At 42.0% G+C, this 16624-nt stretch carries 13 protein-coding genes; 1 reads left to right on the top strand and 12 read right to left on the bottom strand.

What is annotated here, in order from left to right:
• Positions 1–181: 181 nt before the first annotated feature.
• From yajC to groES, 12 genes are all read right to left on the bottom strand, one after another.
• The gene (gene yajC / locus EKM76_RS09885) at positions 182–613 is read right to left on the bottom strand and encodes a preprotein translocase subunit YajC (RefSeq protein WP_125550510.1); all 432 of its coding nucleotides are present in this window, start codon (positions 611–613) and stop codon (positions 182–184) included.
• Between the two features lie 75 nt (positions 614–688).
• Positions 689–1831 (bottom strand): tRNA guanosine(34) transglycosylase Tgt, encoded by a 1143-nt coding sequence (tgt, locus tag EKM76_RS09880; RefSeq protein ID WP_125550509.1) that lies wholly within the window; start codon positions 1829–1831, stop codon positions 689–691.
• Between the two features lie 485 nt (positions 1832–2316).
• Positions 2317–3351, bottom strand: coding sequence for a tRNA preQ1(34) S-adenosylmethionine ribosyltransferase-isomerase QueA (gene queA, locus EKM76_RS09875; protein WP_125550508.1), 1035 nt, complete (start codon positions 3349–3351; stop codon positions 2317–2319).
• Positions 3352–3383: 32 nt separating this feature from the next.
• Positions 3384–4391, bottom strand: a complete 1008-nt coding sequence (ruvB, locus tag EKM76_RS09870) for a Holliday junction branch migration DNA helicase RuvB (RefSeq protein WP_125550507.1) — start codon at positions 4389–4391, stop codon at positions 3384–3386.
• 39 nt (positions 4392–4430) lie between these two features.
• Positions 4431–5042: a Holliday junction branch migration protein RuvA gene (gene ruvA, locus EKM76_RS09865; RefSeq protein ID WP_125550506.1), complete on the bottom strand. Its 612-nt coding sequence runs from the start codon at positions 5040–5042 to the stop codon at positions 4431–4433.
• A gap of 209 nt (positions 5043–5251) precedes the next feature.
• Complete coding sequence (mutL, locus tag EKM76_RS09860; protein ID WP_125550505.1) at positions 5252–7186, bottom strand: DNA mismatch repair endonuclease MutL; 1935 nt, start codon at positions 7184–7186, stop codon at positions 5252–5254.
• 59 nt (positions 7187–7245) lie between these two features.
• The gene (gene mutS, locus EKM76_RS09855) at positions 7246–9885 is read right to left on the bottom strand and encodes a DNA mismatch repair protein MutS (protein ID WP_125550504.1); all 2640 of its coding nucleotides are present in this window, start codon (positions 9883–9885) and stop codon (positions 7246–7248) included.
• A gap of 104 nt (positions 9886–9989) precedes the next feature.
• Positions 9990–10349 carry a YlbF family regulator gene (locus tag EKM76_RS09850; RefSeq protein ID WP_125550503.1) on the bottom strand — a complete coding sequence of 120 codons (360 nt, stop codon included), beginning with the start codon at positions 10347–10349 and terminating at the stop codon, positions 9990–9992.
• Positions 10350–10381: 32 nt separating this feature from the next.
• Positions 10382–11191 (bottom strand): TIGR00282 family metallophosphoesterase, encoded by an 810-nt coding sequence (locus EKM76_RS09845; RefSeq protein ID WP_125550502.1) that lies wholly within the window; start codon positions 11189–11191, stop codon positions 10382–10384.
• A 98-nt stretch (positions 11192–11289) separates the two neighbouring features.
• Positions 11290–13116, bottom strand: coding sequence for an APC family permease (locus EKM76_RS09840; protein WP_125550501.1), 1827 nt, complete (start codon positions 13114–13116; stop codon positions 11290–11292).
• A gap of 332 nt (positions 13117–13448) precedes the next feature.
• Entirely contained in the window at positions 13449–15092 is a 1644-nt protein-coding gene (groL, locus tag EKM76_RS09835; protein ID WP_125550500.1) for a chaperonin GroEL, read from the bottom strand.
• A gap of 167 nt (positions 15093–15259) precedes the next feature.
• Positions 15260–15544 carry a co-chaperone GroES gene (gene groES, locus EKM76_RS09830; RefSeq protein WP_125550499.1) on the bottom strand — a complete coding sequence of 95 codons (285 nt, stop codon included), beginning with the start codon at positions 15542–15544 and terminating at the stop codon, positions 15260–15262.
• Positions 15545–15744: 200 nt separating this feature from the next.
• On the opposite strand from groES, the gene EKM76_RS09825 reads away from it, so the two are divergent.
• Entirely contained in the window at positions 15745–16380 is a 636-nt protein-coding gene (locus tag EKM76_RS09825) for a type II CAAX endopeptidase family protein (protein ID WP_125550498.1), read from the top strand.
• Positions 16381–16624: the final 244 nt, after the last annotated feature.

Below are 16624 nucleotides of genomic sequence, written 5' to 3'. Positions count from 1 at the left end.
ATTGTTACAATTAGGCCTGTGGAGGAGAAGGTTTAGTGCCTTCCCCTTTTAGTTTACCAAGTTTAAAGTAAAAAATAAGGCTTCAGCTACATAAATGATGTAGCTGAAGCCCTATTCTTTTTTGTCAATAGCTTAACTTAATGACATTGATTAAAATTGTCAGTGCTTTTGGAGCAATTACTTATTTTTCAGTTTTATCGTCAGTACTTTCATCTGGCTTAACTGCTTCGGCGCTATCATCGATATGATTAACTTCAGAAGCAGACGCAACACCAGTATCTTCAGTAGCATCACTAGTTGGTGCTGCTGGTGCAGCATTACCTTTTTCTGCTACTCGACCAATTGCACGCAGATCAAACGTTAAATAGACACCTTCAATGTCCAATTCAACTGTCTGTGCTTGTTGATCAATTTGATTGATCACACCATGCAAGCCGCCGATTGTCACGATCGTATCGCCTTTTTGCATGCCGCCCATCATTTCTTTTTTCTTTTCTTGTGCTTTACGTTGTGGCCGGATCATCATGAAATACATTAAACCAAATAAAACCACAATCATTAAAATCGAAGTTAAACCGCTACCGCTTCCCGCAGCAAGTACTAAATTATTCATTAAATAGACACCTCAATCATTAATATAAACTACCCTACAAGCGTAACAGACTTATCTATAGACTTCCAGCAAAAACTAGAAATTACGGGCATTTTTTTGATTAAAACCGTAACTTTCAAAAAATGCTTCACGGAACTCTAATAGGTTATCATCCATGATTGCTTGACGAACTTGTTGCATCAGGTGTAACAAGAAGTACAAATTATGATAACTGGTCAGATGAATACCGAAAACTTCATCAGCTTTGATCAAATGGCGAATATAAGCACGACTATAATTACGGCAAGCGTAACAGTCACAATTATCGTCTAATGGGCCAAAATCATGCGCGTACTGTGCGTTTTTAACCACTAATCGACCATGACTGGTCATTACTGTCCCATTGCGCGCGATCCGTGTGGGTAAAACACAATCAAACATATCAATACCGCGAATGACGCCATCGATCAGGGCATCAGCTGAACCAACCCCCATTAAATAACGCGGCTTGTTCTCCGGTAATAACGGCGTGGTGAAATCGAGTACGTGATTCATCTCAATTTTAGATTCACCAACGGATAACCCACCGATCGAATAACCTGGAAAATCCATACTAACAAGGTCACGAGCACTTTGTTCACGTAAATCTTTAAAGCCAGCACCTTGTACAATACCGAATAAACCCTGGGTTGCAGGATTACGATGAGCTTTCAAGCCACGTTCAGCCCAACGACTTGTCCGTGCAACAGAATTTTTAACGTAATCATAGCTTTCAAAAAATGGCGGGCATTCGTCTAGACTCATCATAATATCGGGTCCAAGATCATTTTCGATCTGCATGGCCTTTTCTGGTGATAAAAACATTTTAGCGCCATTTAAATGGTTTTTAAAATGGACCCCTTCTTCAGTAATATCACGCATTTTAGCTAATGAGAAAACTTGGAAGCCGCCAGAATCGGTTAAAATACCCTTATCCCAGTTCATGAATTTATGCAGCCCGCCCGCTTCTTTAACGATTTCTTCACCAGGACGCAGCCACATGTGGTAAGTGTTGGCTAAAATAATGTTGGCACCCATTTTGTCTAATTCTTCTGGTGCCATTGTTTTTACTGAGGCATTGGTCCCAACTGGCATGAACATTGGCGTAGGAAATGTCCCGTGTGGCGTAATGATCTCGCCTAAACGCGCGCCTGTATGTTTTTCTTTCTTGATCAAATGATATTTAATTGCTGGTTCCATGAAATGCTCCTTATTATTGATTTAGATTAAATAAATTAGAATTCAAAACGACCCATTTTATGATATTTTGTAACAAATTTAGTGCGAACAGCAACTTTTTTCACCTGTTCACAGCATGGGAAGATAACTGTCATATTTTAACACGCTCGGCTAAAAGCGCAAGTCAACTGTCAATATATAAATAGAACTATTTTTTGTAAGCGCTTGTAATGTGTGGTAAAATGCAATTGTGGCGTGCTAGTCGGTGTAAGTTTCAACGTTATCGCTTATAGGATCTATTTCCTACTTTCGAATAAATGATTGTTTTAGTGTTTCTCCATTAGCTTGTGATGTTTCGCGTGTTTGATGTTCGATAGATTTCACTATTTAGTTGCGTAACGATATTTTTGTGACACCCCACGTAATTAAGTTTACGTTTAACAAAAATCTTATACCGATTCACACCACGAAAAAAGCGACCAGCTTAATGCTGGTCGCTTTTTTGATTACTTAATAAACATTGCATCACCGAAACTGAAGAAACGATATCGTTCATCAATAGCATGCTGATAAGCATTTAAAATATTATCCCGACCAGTAAACGCAGCCACTAACATGACCAAGGTTGATTTAGGTAGATGGAAATTGGTAATGAAAGCGTCAACGACCTGCCACTGATAACCTGGTTTAATGAAAATGTCCGTCCAACCACTATCCGATTTGATTTCACCATTAAACTTAGTCCCAATTGTTTCCAAGGTCCGAATTGAAGTTGTGCCGGTCGCAACGATCCGCCCACCATTTTGACGAACTTCATTTAATTGTGCCGCTGCTTCTGGTGTCAAACGATAAAATTCGCTGTGCATTTTATGATCATCGATATCATCTTCGTCAACTGGGCGAAAAGTTCCTAAGCCAACATGTAAAGTTAAATAAATTAATTTAACCCCTTTAGCTTCTGCTTTGGCCAGCAATTCCTTGGTCCAGTGTAAACCAGCTGTTGGCGCTGCTGCGGAACCATTTTCCTTGGCGTAAACCGTTTGGTACATTTCTGGATCATCAAGCTTTTCTTTAATGTAAGGTGGTAATGGTGTTTCACCTAATTTTTCAAGAATTTCCATAAAAATACCATCATAATGGAATTCGATCATCCGGCCACCATGTTCTAGCTCTTCAGTTACGGTAGCTTTCAATTGACCATCGCCGAAAACGACCTCAGTACCGACTTTAGCGCGTTTAGCTGGCTTCATCAAGGTTTCCCACTTGTCGCCTTCAGTATTGTTCAACAACAAGACTTCTTCGTGACCGCCAGTATCCGGCTTAACCCCGTATAAACGTGCTGGTAGGACACGCGTATTATTCATGACCACTGCATCGCCAGCATGTAATTCATCTAAAATATCGTAAAAATGCTTATCTTCTAATGCGCCTGTTTCGTGGTCTAACACCAATAAGCGCGAAGCATCGCGTTCTTTTAGCGGCGTTTGTGCAATTAATTCATGTGGTAGATCATAATCAAAATCAGATAGAGATAGTCCCATCGTTTTTCAGGTTCCTTTCACAACAACTTAAGTTATTTTTTATTAAATGGTATCCCCAAGTGGGCATAGGCTTGTGGCGTCACTACGCGGCCACGTGGCGTTCGCTTGAGAAAACCGATTTGTAATAAGTAAGGCTCATACATTTCTTCAATCGTATCCGTTTCTTCACCTACGTTGGCCGCAATTGTGCTTAATCCAACTGGACCACCATCGTAAAATTCGATCATCGCCCGCAATAATTTTTGATCGACATAATCTAAGCCTCGCGCATCAACTTGCAGTAGGTGCAGCGCTTTTTCGACAATTGGCAGATCGATTGCTGACTGTTCAGCAACTTGGGCAAAATCACGAATTCGTTTTAACAAACGATTGGCTACCCGCGGCGTCCCCCGCGAACGCCGCGCAATTTCATGCGCGCCCTCAGTGACAATCGTTGTGTCAAAAATTGCCGCCGAACGTTCAACGATATCAGTCAAATCTTGTTCATTATAATAGGCCATGTGTGCGACAATTCCAAAACGATCCCGTAATGGAGCTGATAATAGGCCAGCGCGAGTGGTCGCACCGATCAAGGTAAATGGTGGCAGCGGGAAATGTACCGGATGCGCTGTCGGTCCTTGCCCAATAACAATGTCGATAAAAAAGTCCTCCATTGCTGAATAGAGCATTTCCTCAACAATTTTCGGCAAGCGATGAATCTCATCAATAAATAAAACATCGCCAGGCTGTAATTCATTTAAAATAGCCACCAAGTCACCGGGGCGTTCAATTGCTGGACCACTGGTAGTCCGAATATTGACTTGTAATTCATTGGCAATGACCATTGCTAACGTGGTTTTACCTAGACCAGGTGGTCCGTAAAGCAGAACATGATCCAGCGATTCTTCTCGCTTTTGTGCAGCCGTAATATAAACTTGTAGTTCACTTTTAACTTTATCTTGACCAATATATTGGCGTAAACGCTGAGGACGCAGTGATTTCTCGATACCTGCCTCACCTGCGTCAGTCGTTTCTGGTGAAATCACACGATCATCCGTCATTGCCCACACCTGCTTTCTAAAATAAACTTAATTCAAGGTCTAACGCTTCATCAACAAACGTAACGCTTCACTCAGATAAGCGTCAGTACTAGCGGCATTAAATTCTTTCAAGGCTGGTCTGATTCGCTTGATTTCCGTTTCTTTATAGCCCAGTGCTTGTAGCGCCGCCATGCTTTCATTTAAGTAATCATTTGCGTCGTCATTCGTTAAATCAATTTGTTGCTGCCCTGCCAATGTATCTGGGGTTGCAAGATCACCTAGCTTACCCTTTAAATCCAACGCAATTTGCTGGGCTGTTTTTTTACCGACACCAGGAAACTTAGTTAAATAGCCAATATCATCATCTTGGATCGCATTGATCAAACCGACGTGGTCGTTGCTAGCCAAAATAGCTAACGCAGATTTAGGGCCGATCCCCGAGACTTTAAGCAACTTTTCAAATAATTGCTTTTCGGCCAAGCTAGTGAAACCAAACAAGGTCATATCATTTTCACGGATCGCTTGAAAAACGTATACTCGTTGCAATTCAGTCTCTGACACTTGCAAGCGGAACGGGTTAGCTAACTGTAATTTGTAACCAACACCGGCAACTTCCAGCACAATATAAAACGGACTGACATACGTTACATATCCGACTAAATATTCATACATCTATTTCACGACTCCAAATCATTTCGAATGAGTACATCTGTTCGTATTGTACCATATTTGTCGCTAGCCAAGCGTAGTAAATTATTTAGCCACCGAATGATCCCAACGAAAATTAATTATACCACTTCAAAGTTCAAGCTAGAATAAAAAATAAGCTTGTGCCGTCTTACTCACAGCACAAACTTATCAATTCTCAGGTATTATTAAATCTACGCCATTTCGCCCCGTAAACTAGTATGGCTTTCCTGAATTCGCCGAAACATTTTTTCTAAATCTTTACCGCTAAAATGCACTAATACTGGCCGGCCGTGAGGACAATTGAATGGATTTTCACATTCAGGCAATCGTTCCAACAAAGCTTTAGCTTGCTGCTGATCTAAATGATGATTTGCCTTGATCGCTCGTTTACAACTCATCATAATAGCCGTTTGTTCACGAAATTTAGCAATGCTGATTTTTTGATCATTCAGAATATAATCGACCATTTCCCGAACCGTATCTTCCTCCTGTCCCGCCTTAAACCAAGTCGGATGACTGCGCACCACAAAACTATTTTGCCCAAAAGGTTCTAAGTTTAAACCTAATTGTTGCAGCAAATCAGCTTGGTCGCGCAAACGCAACGCATCACTGGCCGGATAATCTAGCACTAGCGGGACTAATAGGTTTTGCTGGTCCGTACTAACCTGGCCGATTTCTTTACGGTAATATTCATAGTTGACCCGTTCCTGGGCAGCGTGCTGATCAACAATATAAAAACCATCAACGCCCTGTGCCAGTAGATAGGTACCATGCATCTGACCAATATAATCTAAATGTGGGAAACGTTCGGTCGGTTTTTTTTGCTGTTCCATTGGGGTCACTGTTGCCGGCGTACCAAATGGTGTCCCCACCTGTTCGTTTTGATACTTCGCATCCCAAGTTGCCAATTCAGATCGATCAGCAAAATCCGTCACTGATTCAGTCGTCGCAATTGCTGGCTCACTCGCAAGCTGTTCGGCAATTTGCGCCGTCGATTCTGTACTGGCCACGGCACTTGCTTCTGAAACTGCTGTGTATGATTGTGGCCATTTTGTGCTTGCTGCATTTAAGGCCATCTGTAATTGATCACTTTGGGCCTGTTTACGCGAATGCAAATTTTCATTAGCGTCTGGAATTAAATTTTCGCCAGCGATCCGTGCATAGATGGTTTTACGGATCAATTCAGCCAACTCATCTTCCTTACCTAAGCGGACTTCCTGTTTGGCAGGATGCACATTGACATCAACCAATAGTGGATCCATTTCAATCGCCAACACGATTACTGGAAGACGACCGACCATTAGTTTAGAGCCATAGCCAGCAATGATCGATTTATTTAACTGAAAGTTTTTGATATAGCGTCCATTGATCATAACCGTGATGTATCGGCGCGATGAACGGGTCAACTCAGGTAACGAGATAAAGCCTTGCAGCCGATAATCCAAATCTTCAGCGGTAATTGCGAGCATTTTTTTAGCATTGTTGACCCCATAGATTCCAGCAATCGTCTGCTGCAATTGACCATTGCCTGCGGTTCTAACTAACACATTGCCTTCATGACTCAAAGAAAACGCTACTTCGGGATGGCTAAGCGCCAACCGATTAACAATATCACCAATATTCGCTAGTTCAGTATTCGGTGACTTAATGTACTTCAAACGAGCGGGTGTGTTGAAAAAGAGCTCACTGACGGTGACTGTTGTCCCCTGCCGCACCGCACTGGCCTGCTCTTCGATTAATTTACCACCACGAAAATGTACCCGCCGACCAACTTCATTTCCCGTTGAAGTCGCTAACACCATATCCGCAACCGAAGCAATACTGGGCAAAGCTTCACCACGAAAACCAAGCGAGCGAACTTTAAATAAATCAGCGCGGTCATGAATTTTACTTGTGGCATGACGTTTAAAAGCATTCAGCACATCTTCAGCAGCGATCCCCGCACCATTATCCGTCACTTGAATTTGTTTCAAGCCGGCTTCGGCAACGATAATGTCGATCTGTGTGCTATGCGCATCAAGTGCATTTTCGACTAATTCCTTAACCACCGAGGCAGGTCGTTCAATGACTTCACCAGCGGCGATCTGATTGGCTAGCACCTCAGATAACTCATGAATTTTTGCCATGCTCTGCCTCCTCCTTCGTCATTAAAGTTTATTAATAATCCAAAAATCCTGTTATCAGATTATAACCGTTTCTGCCATTTATATAAAGTATTCATCACGTCCATCGGCGTCATACTCATCAAATTTAATTCTTTAAGCTCATCTAAGACCTTAAGCTCGGTCTTAGAAGCATTACTTTCTTGATAATCAAACAATGCCAGCTGTTCATCTGTTTCTGTTGCTGTCACTTCCGGCGTTGCGGTCTCTGCCACTTGTTCAACCGGTTTTGTGCTTTTAGGGGTAACAGTAACCTCAGCTGGCGCGATAGTTGCCGCCTGACTCTGGGTTTCTAAACCGGCTAGAATTGTCGTTGCTCGTGTTAACAAACTATCGGGCAAGCCGGCTAATTTAGCCACGTGGATACCGTAAGATTTATCTGCCGCACCGGCCAGCATTTTATGCAAAAAGACCAGCGTACCATTTTCTTCCACCGCGCCAACATGGACATTCCGTAAGTCCGGTAAATCGGTATCCAATGCGGTGAGCTCATGATAATGGGTTGAAAACAAGGTCTTAGCGTGAACGTGGTCGTGCAAGTATTCAATAATAGCTTGAGCTAACGCCATGCCATCATAGGTGGCCGTGCCACGACCAATTTCATCAAATAAAATCAGACTATTCTCGGTTGCATGGGCCAATGCAGTGTTAGACTCCATCATTTCTACCATAAAAGTACTTTGACCAGAAATTAAATCATCAGCGGCGCCGATCCGAGTAAAAATTTGGTCAAAAATTGGTAACGTTGCTTTAGTCGCCGGAATAAAACAACCAATTTGTGCCATGATCACGGTTAAGGCTAACTGGCGCATATAGGTACTTTTCCCTGACATATTTGGTCCAGTGATCAATAAAATTGTGTTATCCGCATTCATGGTCACATCGTTAGGGATATATTTTTGCTCACCAAGGACTTTTTCAACCACCGGGTGGCGGCCAGCGACAATGTTTAGATCATGAGCTTTAGTCAGCGTTGGTCGTACATAATGATAAGTTTCACTGACCACCGCAAAGCTTTGCAAGACGTCTAAGCTCGCTACACCTTTAGCTAAACGTTGCAAGCGGTGGATTTGTTGCTTTACTTGCTCACGGACAGTAGTGAACAGATCATACTCCAACGCCGTCGATTTTTCCTGTGCCTCTAAAATGAGCGTCTCTTTTTCTTTCAATTCAGGTGTGCTAAACCGTTCAGCGTTAGTTAGCGTCTGCTTACGCTCATAACGATCCTCTGGCAACGCAGCTAAGTTAGCCTTAGTCACTTCAATATAGTAACCAAATACCCGATTGAAGCCGATTTTCAAGGTATGAATACCTGTAGCTGTTCGTTCCTTGGCTTGTAATTCAGCGATCCACTGCTTACCATTTTTCATAGCATCACGATAGTCGTCTAATTGTTGATTATAGTGTGACTTGATCACATTACCATCTTTGATCGATAACGGTGGTTCATCGTTGATTGCACGATCAATCAAGTCAGCGACATCGTCAACCGGATCTAAATGATCGATCACATCATCAAAAGTACCATCATTAATGTCCGTCAAAATTGCCTTCAACTTGGGAATCTGTAATAACGATGTTTTTAACTGGATCAAATCACGACCATTAACGTTACCAAAAGCCACTCGCCCAGCTAAGCGTTCCAAATCATACACTTTAGTTAGCTCATCTTGCAAGCTAGAACGCTCGAAAAAGTGATCCATTAAACTAGCGACCTTATCTTGCCGTTGTTTAATTTGCGCACCATTGATCAAAGGACGGTCAAGCCACTGTTTTAATAGGCGTCCACCCATGGCTGTTTTAGTTGCATCTAACAGCCATAACAACGTTCCACTACGCTGGCCGGTTCGGATCGATGTGGTTAATTCCAAGTTATTTTTTGCGTAATGATCCATTTTCAAAAACTCGGATGGCTCATATTCTTCCGCAACTTGTAAATGCGCCAGACTACGCTTTTGGGTTACAGTCAAGTACATTAGTAACTGCTCAACGACCTTAATCTCAGCGGAATCAGCTAATCCTTGCGTCACAAATGATAGCTCCGCTCGCGGATCAACGGCATCTTGATACGAAATTAAAACGCCCAGCTTAGTCAAGTCAGCGAGGATCTGCGCACCGACCTCATGATTAGCCACTAATTCCTTGGTGCGTAAGCTCATCACTTCGTTGATCACTGCGTCAGCGCCGACTAACCGGCTAACCTTTAATTCACCAGTCGATAAATCAGTGTACGCAAAACCATACTGATCAGCTTTAACTTCAACTAAAGCCGTCAGATAATTATTACTTTTGGCAGTGGCTGCCTTTTGTTCCATGATCGTCCCTGGTGTGACTAATTGGATCACTTCCCGCTTGACCATACCTACAGCCGTCCGCGGATCTTCAACTTGTTCACAGATCGCCACTTTATAGCCTTTATCCACTAAAATATCGATATAATTTTGTGCCGCATGGTGCGGAACGCCACACATTGGAATGGGATCCGTGGCACTTTTATTGCGTGCAGTTAGCGTCAGTTCTAGTAACTGGGCGCCCTTAATTGCATCGTCATAAAATAACTCATAAAAATCGCCGATCCGGTAAAATAAAAACGCATCAGGATAATCTTTCTTGATTGCGTTATATTGAGCCATCATCGGTGTTTCTTTAGTTTGTTGTGGCACGTTCAACTTCTTCCTTTCTACTCCATCGCTAGTGCTGCTTGCTAGTTGTGTTGGCAACAATGATCATTCAACTGCACTGAAAACCAGTCACAAGCAACCTGCCGCTACTTTTCAATTAATTGATCCACCTGGTGCTGTAGTTCGCCAGTGACCATTTCTAGCGTTGCATTCGCATCGAACAAAGCATCCCGATACGCAATGGTCAAGGGATGTGCGTCTAACGTTGCCTTCAATTGATCCGCCTGCTGTTTAGCGTGCGCGGCTGCCTTAGGCTTATGATAATGTTCATCATTAACGATTGATTTTTGCGCTTGTTCTAACTCCTGCTGCAATTGTTTAAGCACCGAGCTACGCTTAATCTGCTGTTCAATCGCTTGATAGTGTTGCACCGTTTCATCATTTTTCAATAATGTGCTTAATTGTGCTAAAGCCGCTTGACTACGTTTATCGAGTTTAGATTCCATTGCCGCTTATTCACCTCTACTTCACAAATAGCTTAAGCATTAAAATCAAATGGATTATCTGCATTGATCATGATCGGTTCGATTTTCTTAGCGTGTCCTGTGACTTCATCTACATCGATGACGCAGCCACCTAGAACACCACGACCGTCCTCTTTAACCTCATAACGCGTCGGTAATTGCGTTAAGAAACGCTCAATACTTTTCTCTGGCTTGACCCCTAAAATTGCGTCATAAGCGCCGGTCATCCCTGCATCAGTTAGGTATGCGGTTCCTTGCGGCAGGATCCGTGCATCATTAGTTTGTACATGAGTGTGTGTCCCAACAACGGCCGAAACCTGACCATCTAAGTACCAAGCGATAGCTTCCTTCTCGGCAGTCGTTTCTGCATGAAAATCAATAAAAACTAAGTCAGTTTGTTGATGGATTTCAGCCAACATTTCATCGGCCTTATAAAAGGGATTGTCTAATGATTGCGTCATCAGTGCGTTACCTTGTAAATTGATCACAGCTAACTTCAACTGGTTGACCTGAATATAAACGTAACCAAGCCCTGGTGTCGTCTCAACTGGGAAATTAGCTGGACGAACTAATTTTTTTGCCGAATCAATGAAATCAAAAATATCACGATTATCCCAGACATGATTGCCCATGGTAATGACATCGGCACCAGCTTGTAAAAATTCCTTATAGATCTTACCCGTAATACCGCGACCACCAGCGGCATTTTCACCATTAACAATGGTAACTTGTGGCCGATAACGCCCCTTCAATTGTGGTAGATAAGTGGTGATCATTTCGCGACCACGTGAACCCATAACGTCCCCAACAAATAAAATCCGCATGTGACTCCTCTTTTCCAAAAAGTTATTTATATTGTAACATTTTTCAGCAATGGCACCAAAAAAGGTTGTTGCGACTCACGGTCACACCAACCCCTTAATTATTTCTTCAGATGATAACTATACGTGGCCAAAATAATATTCTCCCGGGTAGCTAAAGCAGCCCGTAAACGGAAACTAGTTTGGTTATGCAGAATATTTTGCCACGGCTTTTTCGGTACGAATTGTGGCACCAGAATAGTAGTCGTGTAGTTACGCCCTTTGGCATTTTTCGCAATGATATCTGCAAAACGCATTACTGGCCGCGTGATGGAACGGTAGGCTGAGTGCACGTCAACAAATCGAATATCTGGAAAATCAGCTTTGAATTCCGATTCTGTTTCTCGTTCTTTACCAGGATTTTCATCCATTGAAACGTGCATCGCAATCACATAATCACCGATCGAACGAGCATAATTCAGCGCGCCTGCTGTGACTTGAGTCACATTGCTGACTAACACAATAACCGTACTGCCATCGTAATCATGAAAATTAACTTGTTCGATCAAGCGCAGCTGAGTCGCTACTTTCTTATAATGATCATGAATTTTATAGAAAACAAAAACCATGATCGGCATAATAATAAAGTATGGCCAAACGCCGTTTAAATGATACATCAACAAGAAGATAAAAATCGCAAATGAAATCAGTGCACCAATAAAGTTGGCAATACTGCGACCGATCCAGCCTTTTGAACGCTCATGCCACCACTTAAGGATCATTCCACTTTGCGATAAGGTAAACGGCACGAACACCCCAGTCGCATATAAAGGAATCAAGCGCTCAGTACTCCCATTAAAGATAAAAATCAATACGATCGAGCCTAACGCTAAGGTCAAGATACCATTAGAATAGCCTAAACGATCGCCGCGATCCATGTACATATGTGGCATAAATTTATCTTTTGCTAAGTTATACGCCAGAATTGGAAAAGCGGAAAAACCTGTATTGGCAGCTAAAGCTAAAATCAAGGCCGTAGAAAATTGCAGTATATAGTAGACCGTCCCTTTACCAAAAATATGCTGACTCAATTGCGCTAAAATGGTTATTTTTTGCTGTGGTAATACTCCGAAATACCAGCTTAAAAAAGTAATTCCAGCAAAAAAGAAACCTAAAAGTAGCCCAACGATCGCCAGTGTTTCCGCAGCATTTTTCGCCTTGGGTTTTTTGAAAAATGGTACGGCGTTACTAATTGCTTCAACCCCAGTCAATGAAGAGGAACCGGAAGAAAACGCTCGTAAAATCAAACCGACCGTCACACCTGGCACTGCGGCACCCACTAAAGAAGTTGCGTGGAACGTACGTGCACCAGTTGCAATTTCCACAAAACCAGTAATGATCATGATCGTCAGCATAATTACAAAAAGATAAACCGGCACCATCAAAAAAGAAGCAGAATCACGTAACCCACGTAAGTTCATCGCAGTGATCAAAACAACAATCAAAATTGCAATGCCCACCTGATGTCCATATAACGCTGGAATCGCCGAAGTGATGGCTGCAGTACCCGATGAAACTGAAACGGCGACAGTCAGCATATAATCGACCAGCAAGGACCCCCCAGCAATTAAACCAGGATACATCCCTAGATTTTCGCTGGAAACAATATAAGCGCCGCCCCCGTGCGGATAAGCGTGAATAATTTGCCGATAAGACAAGATCAATGATAACAGTAAAATTAAAACAAAGGCAGCAATCGGCAATGAAAACCACATTGCTGCTGCTGATAATGCGACTAACGCTGTTATAATTTGTTCTGGTCCATAAGCAACTGATGACAAAGCATCTGATGACAATAACGCCAATGCCTTTAATTTACCAAGCTGTTGGCCACCCTCATCAGAAGATTTAAGTGGTTTCCCAATAAAAAAACGTTTTAAGTGCTGCACGATAAAATGCTCCTTTTCGTAATTAATGAAGCTGTTGCCACAAAAGCAATCAATCTCAAGACGGATGCTGTTCTAAGCTAATAAATTAGCATGCCGGACAAGCTCCTTTTCGCGAATGAAGTGGCCCCGCACAAGCGGGCACATCAATCACGACTCCAAATATCTTTTTATTTCTTTTTTAATTACAACAGAAGTCATTCTACGCCATTCGCACGCATGATTCTACCTAAATTTAAAATATGTTAAAAAAATCAGTTTAATTTTTTTAATCGCGTAACTATGTAAAAAAGAACGCTCAATTAATTGAGCGTTCCCTTACTTAATTCATTTGCTTACATCATGCCGCCCATACCAGGAGCCATGCCACCAGCACCAGCTGCGCCGGCACCAGCATCGCTGCCTTGAGGTTCTGGCTTGTCAGCAACAACTGCTTCAGTTGTTAACAACAAGGAAGATACGGAAGCTGCATTTTGTAATGCAGAACGCGTAACCTTAGTTGGGTCGATGATCCCAGCTTCGATCATATTTTCCCATTTGCCATTAGCTGCATTGTAACCAATTTCAGGATCTAATGACTTCAAATGTTCAACGATAACGGAGCCTTCAACACCAGCATTTTCAGCGATTTGACGTACAGGTTCTTCCAAAGCACGTAAAACGATGTTGATACCAGTCTGCGCGTCGCCTTCTTCTTCAAGCTTAGCAACTGCCTTGATAACGTTGACTAAAGCAGTACCACCACCAGCAACGTAGCCTTCTTCAACCGCAGCACGAGTTGCGTTTAAAGCGTCTTCGATCCGGTATTTTTGTTCTTTTAATTCAGTTTCAGTTGCAGCACCGACACGGATAACGGCAACCCCGCCAGCTAATTTAGCTAAACGTTCTTGCAATTTTTCGCGGTCAAAGTCAGAAGTTGTATCCGCAATTTGTGCCTTGATTTCAGCAACACGTTGGCTGATGGCATCCTTGTTACCAGCACCTTCAACTAATGTTGTGTTGTCTTTAGTGATCGTAACTTTACCAGCTTGGCCTAATTGTTCGATATCTGTATCTTTCAATTCTAAACCAAGATCAGAAGTGATCACAGTAGCACCAGTTAAAGCAGCGATATCTTCTAATTGAGCTTTACGACGATCGCCAAAACCAGGTGCTTTAACAGCAACAACATTGAATGTCCCACGAATCTTGTTCAAAACAAGCGTTGGTAGTGCTTCACCGTCAACATCGTCAGCAATGATCAAAAGTGCTTTACCTTGTTCAACGATTTTTTGAAGTAATGGTAAGATTTCTTGGATATTTGAAATCTTCTTATCCGTTACTAAGATATAAGGATTGTCAAGGTCAGCTTCCATTTTGTCGTTGTCAGTTACCATATATTGTGACAAGTAACCACGATCGAACTGCATCCCTTCAACAACATCTAAGGAAGTATCGATCCCTTTTGATTCTTCAATCGTAATAACGCCGTCGTTACCGACTTTTTCCATCGCGTCAGCAATTAAATTACCAACTTCTTTGTTAGAAGATGAAACGGCAGCAATTTGAGCAATATCATTTTTGCCATCAACTTTATGGGAAATCTTGTGTAATTCTTCAACTGCAGCTTTAGTTGCTTTTTCGATCCCGTCACGGATGCCAACTGGGTTAGCACCGGCGGTAACGTTTTTCATACCTTCACGAACAATTGCTTGGGTCAAAACAGTGGCAGTGGTTGTCCCATCACCAGCGTTATCGTTAGTTTTTGAAGCAACTTCAGAAACTAATTTAGCACCCATATTTTCGAAATGATCTTCTAATTCGATATCTTTAGCAATTGTGACACCATCGTTAGTGATTGTAGGTGAACCGTATGATTTTTCCAAAACAACATTACGGCCTTTAGGTCCGAGCGTTGTTTTTACAGTATCAGCTAACTTATCTACACCGCGAAGCATAGCGGAACGAGCATCTTCAGAGAATTTTAATTCTTTAGCCATTATTTATTTCACCTCATGAATTGATTTTTTTAGAGAGAGTGTCACAGGAAGGTGCCCAGCTTTTATGCACTAGCCTAACTTGACAATAAGTGGACCTGGCCAAGCATAACTATGCGCCAAAAGCTGCCTTTCTGGACACGTTTACGCCAATCTAGTTAAATATTGGATTAGTCAACGATAGCAATGAGATCTTTTTCATGTAAAACAAGATAGTCACTGCCGTCATAGCTAACGTTAGTGCCAGCGTACTTGTCGAACATAACAGTGTCATCAACCTTAACAGTCAATGGTTGAACATCGCCATGATGATTAGCAACACCAGGACCAGCGGCAACCACTTTACCAGTGGTTGGTTTTTCTTTAGCATTAGATGCTAATACGATGCCGCCAATAGTTTTTTCTTCTTCGTCTGCAACTACTACAATGACACGATCGCCTAATGGTTTTAACACGTGTAATCCCTCCGTTTTTGCATTAATCAATTTTTAGCACTCTTAACATCTAAGTGCTAATCACAATATTCATAATACCATGTTCATTAAGGAATGCAAGTTTTAAGCACAAAAAATACATCAGACTTTTCTTTTGTGCTGAAAAACGCTACCCTAGTAACAAAGTCGATCTATGACTATTTTTTATAAAGGAGCTCGTCATGTCGCTTAAAAAAAATGTCGTCGCTACGCTAGTGACTTACTTAATCGTTTATCTACTACCGGTAATGGTAAATTTGTTCTTCCACCTAGGTAGTCATATTTACTTGGTACAAACACTCGATTACATCATTGGCGCTATTTTACTTGCCTACTTTTACTTACGAACAAATGAGCAACCAGCAATAGAAAGAAAGCTGACTAAAGGTCGCCAAGTTTTATTTTGGGGCTTGCTGGGCATGATCGCCGCTTTAGTTGCACAAATGATAGCTAACTTCATCGACCTACTTATTTTCCGCTCAGTTCCTAATTCAGCAAATACGGCAACGATTTTAACCATCATCAAAAGTTATCCTTTCTATATCGTTGCCACGGTCATTGCCGCACCGATCATGGAAGAACTTGTCTTCCGGCGGACTATTTTTGGTTCCTTAGCACCATTCACTGGTAATGTTGGCGCAGCCCTAATCGCTAGTGTGATGTTTGCCATGGCGCACAATGACGGTCATTTATTGGTTTACACTGCTATCGGCCTTGTCTTCTGCTACCTGTATCAGAAAACTGGCCGCATCCAAACCTCGATGATCAGTCATATCTTGATGAACGCGCTTGTGATTGGCATCAGTTTATTGCGTTGAACTTAAACTGAGCTTAACTTAAAACACTACGCAGTTTTTCGATCAATAACTTTTCACAACAAAGTTAATTTTTTAATAAAACCGTAAAATAATTGAACCCCAAATTGCAAGAACAAATTAGCCACACGATAAATCCTATTAAATCAGTATTTTCATTAATATTCATATTTTATGGATTTAACTTAACCGGCGGAAGCAGCAGAGAAAAGCTCTTTGGGTGTTTGATAGCCAGTTTGCCGGCGCG

This window comes from Loigolactobacillus zhaoyuanensis (assembly GCF_003946385.1).
GTDB lineage: Bacteria > Bacillota > Bacilli > Lactobacillales > Lactobacillaceae > Loigolactobacillus > Loigolactobacillus zhaoyuanensis.
The sequence above is the reverse complement of the archived record's forward strand: the minus strand, read 5'-3'. Positions and strand labels throughout refer to the sequence as shown.

What these genes read in the sequence shown, in the direction of transcription:
- EKM76_RS09845 (WP_125550502.1), bottom strand. Translation starts at nt 11,191, where the DNA reads ATGCGGATTTTATTTGTTGGGGACGTTATGGGTTCACGTGGTCGCGAA.
- EKM76_RS09825 (WP_125550498.1), top strand. Translation starts at nt 15,745, where the DNA reads ATGTCGCTTAAAAAAAATGTCGTCGCTACGCTAGTGACTTACTTAATC.
- ruvB (WP_125550507.1), bottom strand. Translation starts at nt 4,391, where the DNA reads ATGACGGATGATCGTGTGATTTCACCAGAAACGACTGACGCAGGTGAG.
- yajC (WP_125550510.1), bottom strand. Translation starts at nt 613, where the DNA reads ATGAATAATTTAGTACTTGCTGCGGGAAGCGGTAGCGGTTTAACTTCG.
- EKM76_RS09850 (WP_125550503.1), bottom strand. Translation starts at nt 10,349, where the DNA reads ATGGAATCTAAACTCGATAAACGTAGTCAAGCGGCTTTAGCACAATTA.
- mutL (WP_125550505.1), bottom strand. Translation starts at nt 7,186, where the DNA reads ATGGCAAAAATTCATGAGTTATCTGAGGTGCTAGCCAATCAGATCGCC.
- groL (WP_125550500.1), bottom strand. Translation starts at nt 15,092, where the DNA reads ATGGCTAAAGAATTAAAATTCTCTGAAGATGCTCGTTCCGCTATGCTT.
- tgt (WP_125550509.1), bottom strand. Translation starts at nt 1,831, where the DNA reads ATGGAACCAGCAATTAAATATCATTTGATCAAGAAAGAAAAACATACA.
- queA (WP_125550508.1), bottom strand. Translation starts at nt 3,351, where the DNA reads ATGGGACTATCTCTATCTGATTTTGATTATGATCTACCACATGAATTA.
- ruvA (WP_125550506.1), bottom strand. Translation starts at nt 5,042, where the DNA reads ATGTATGAATATTTAGTCGGATATGTAACGTATGTCAGTCCGTTTTAT.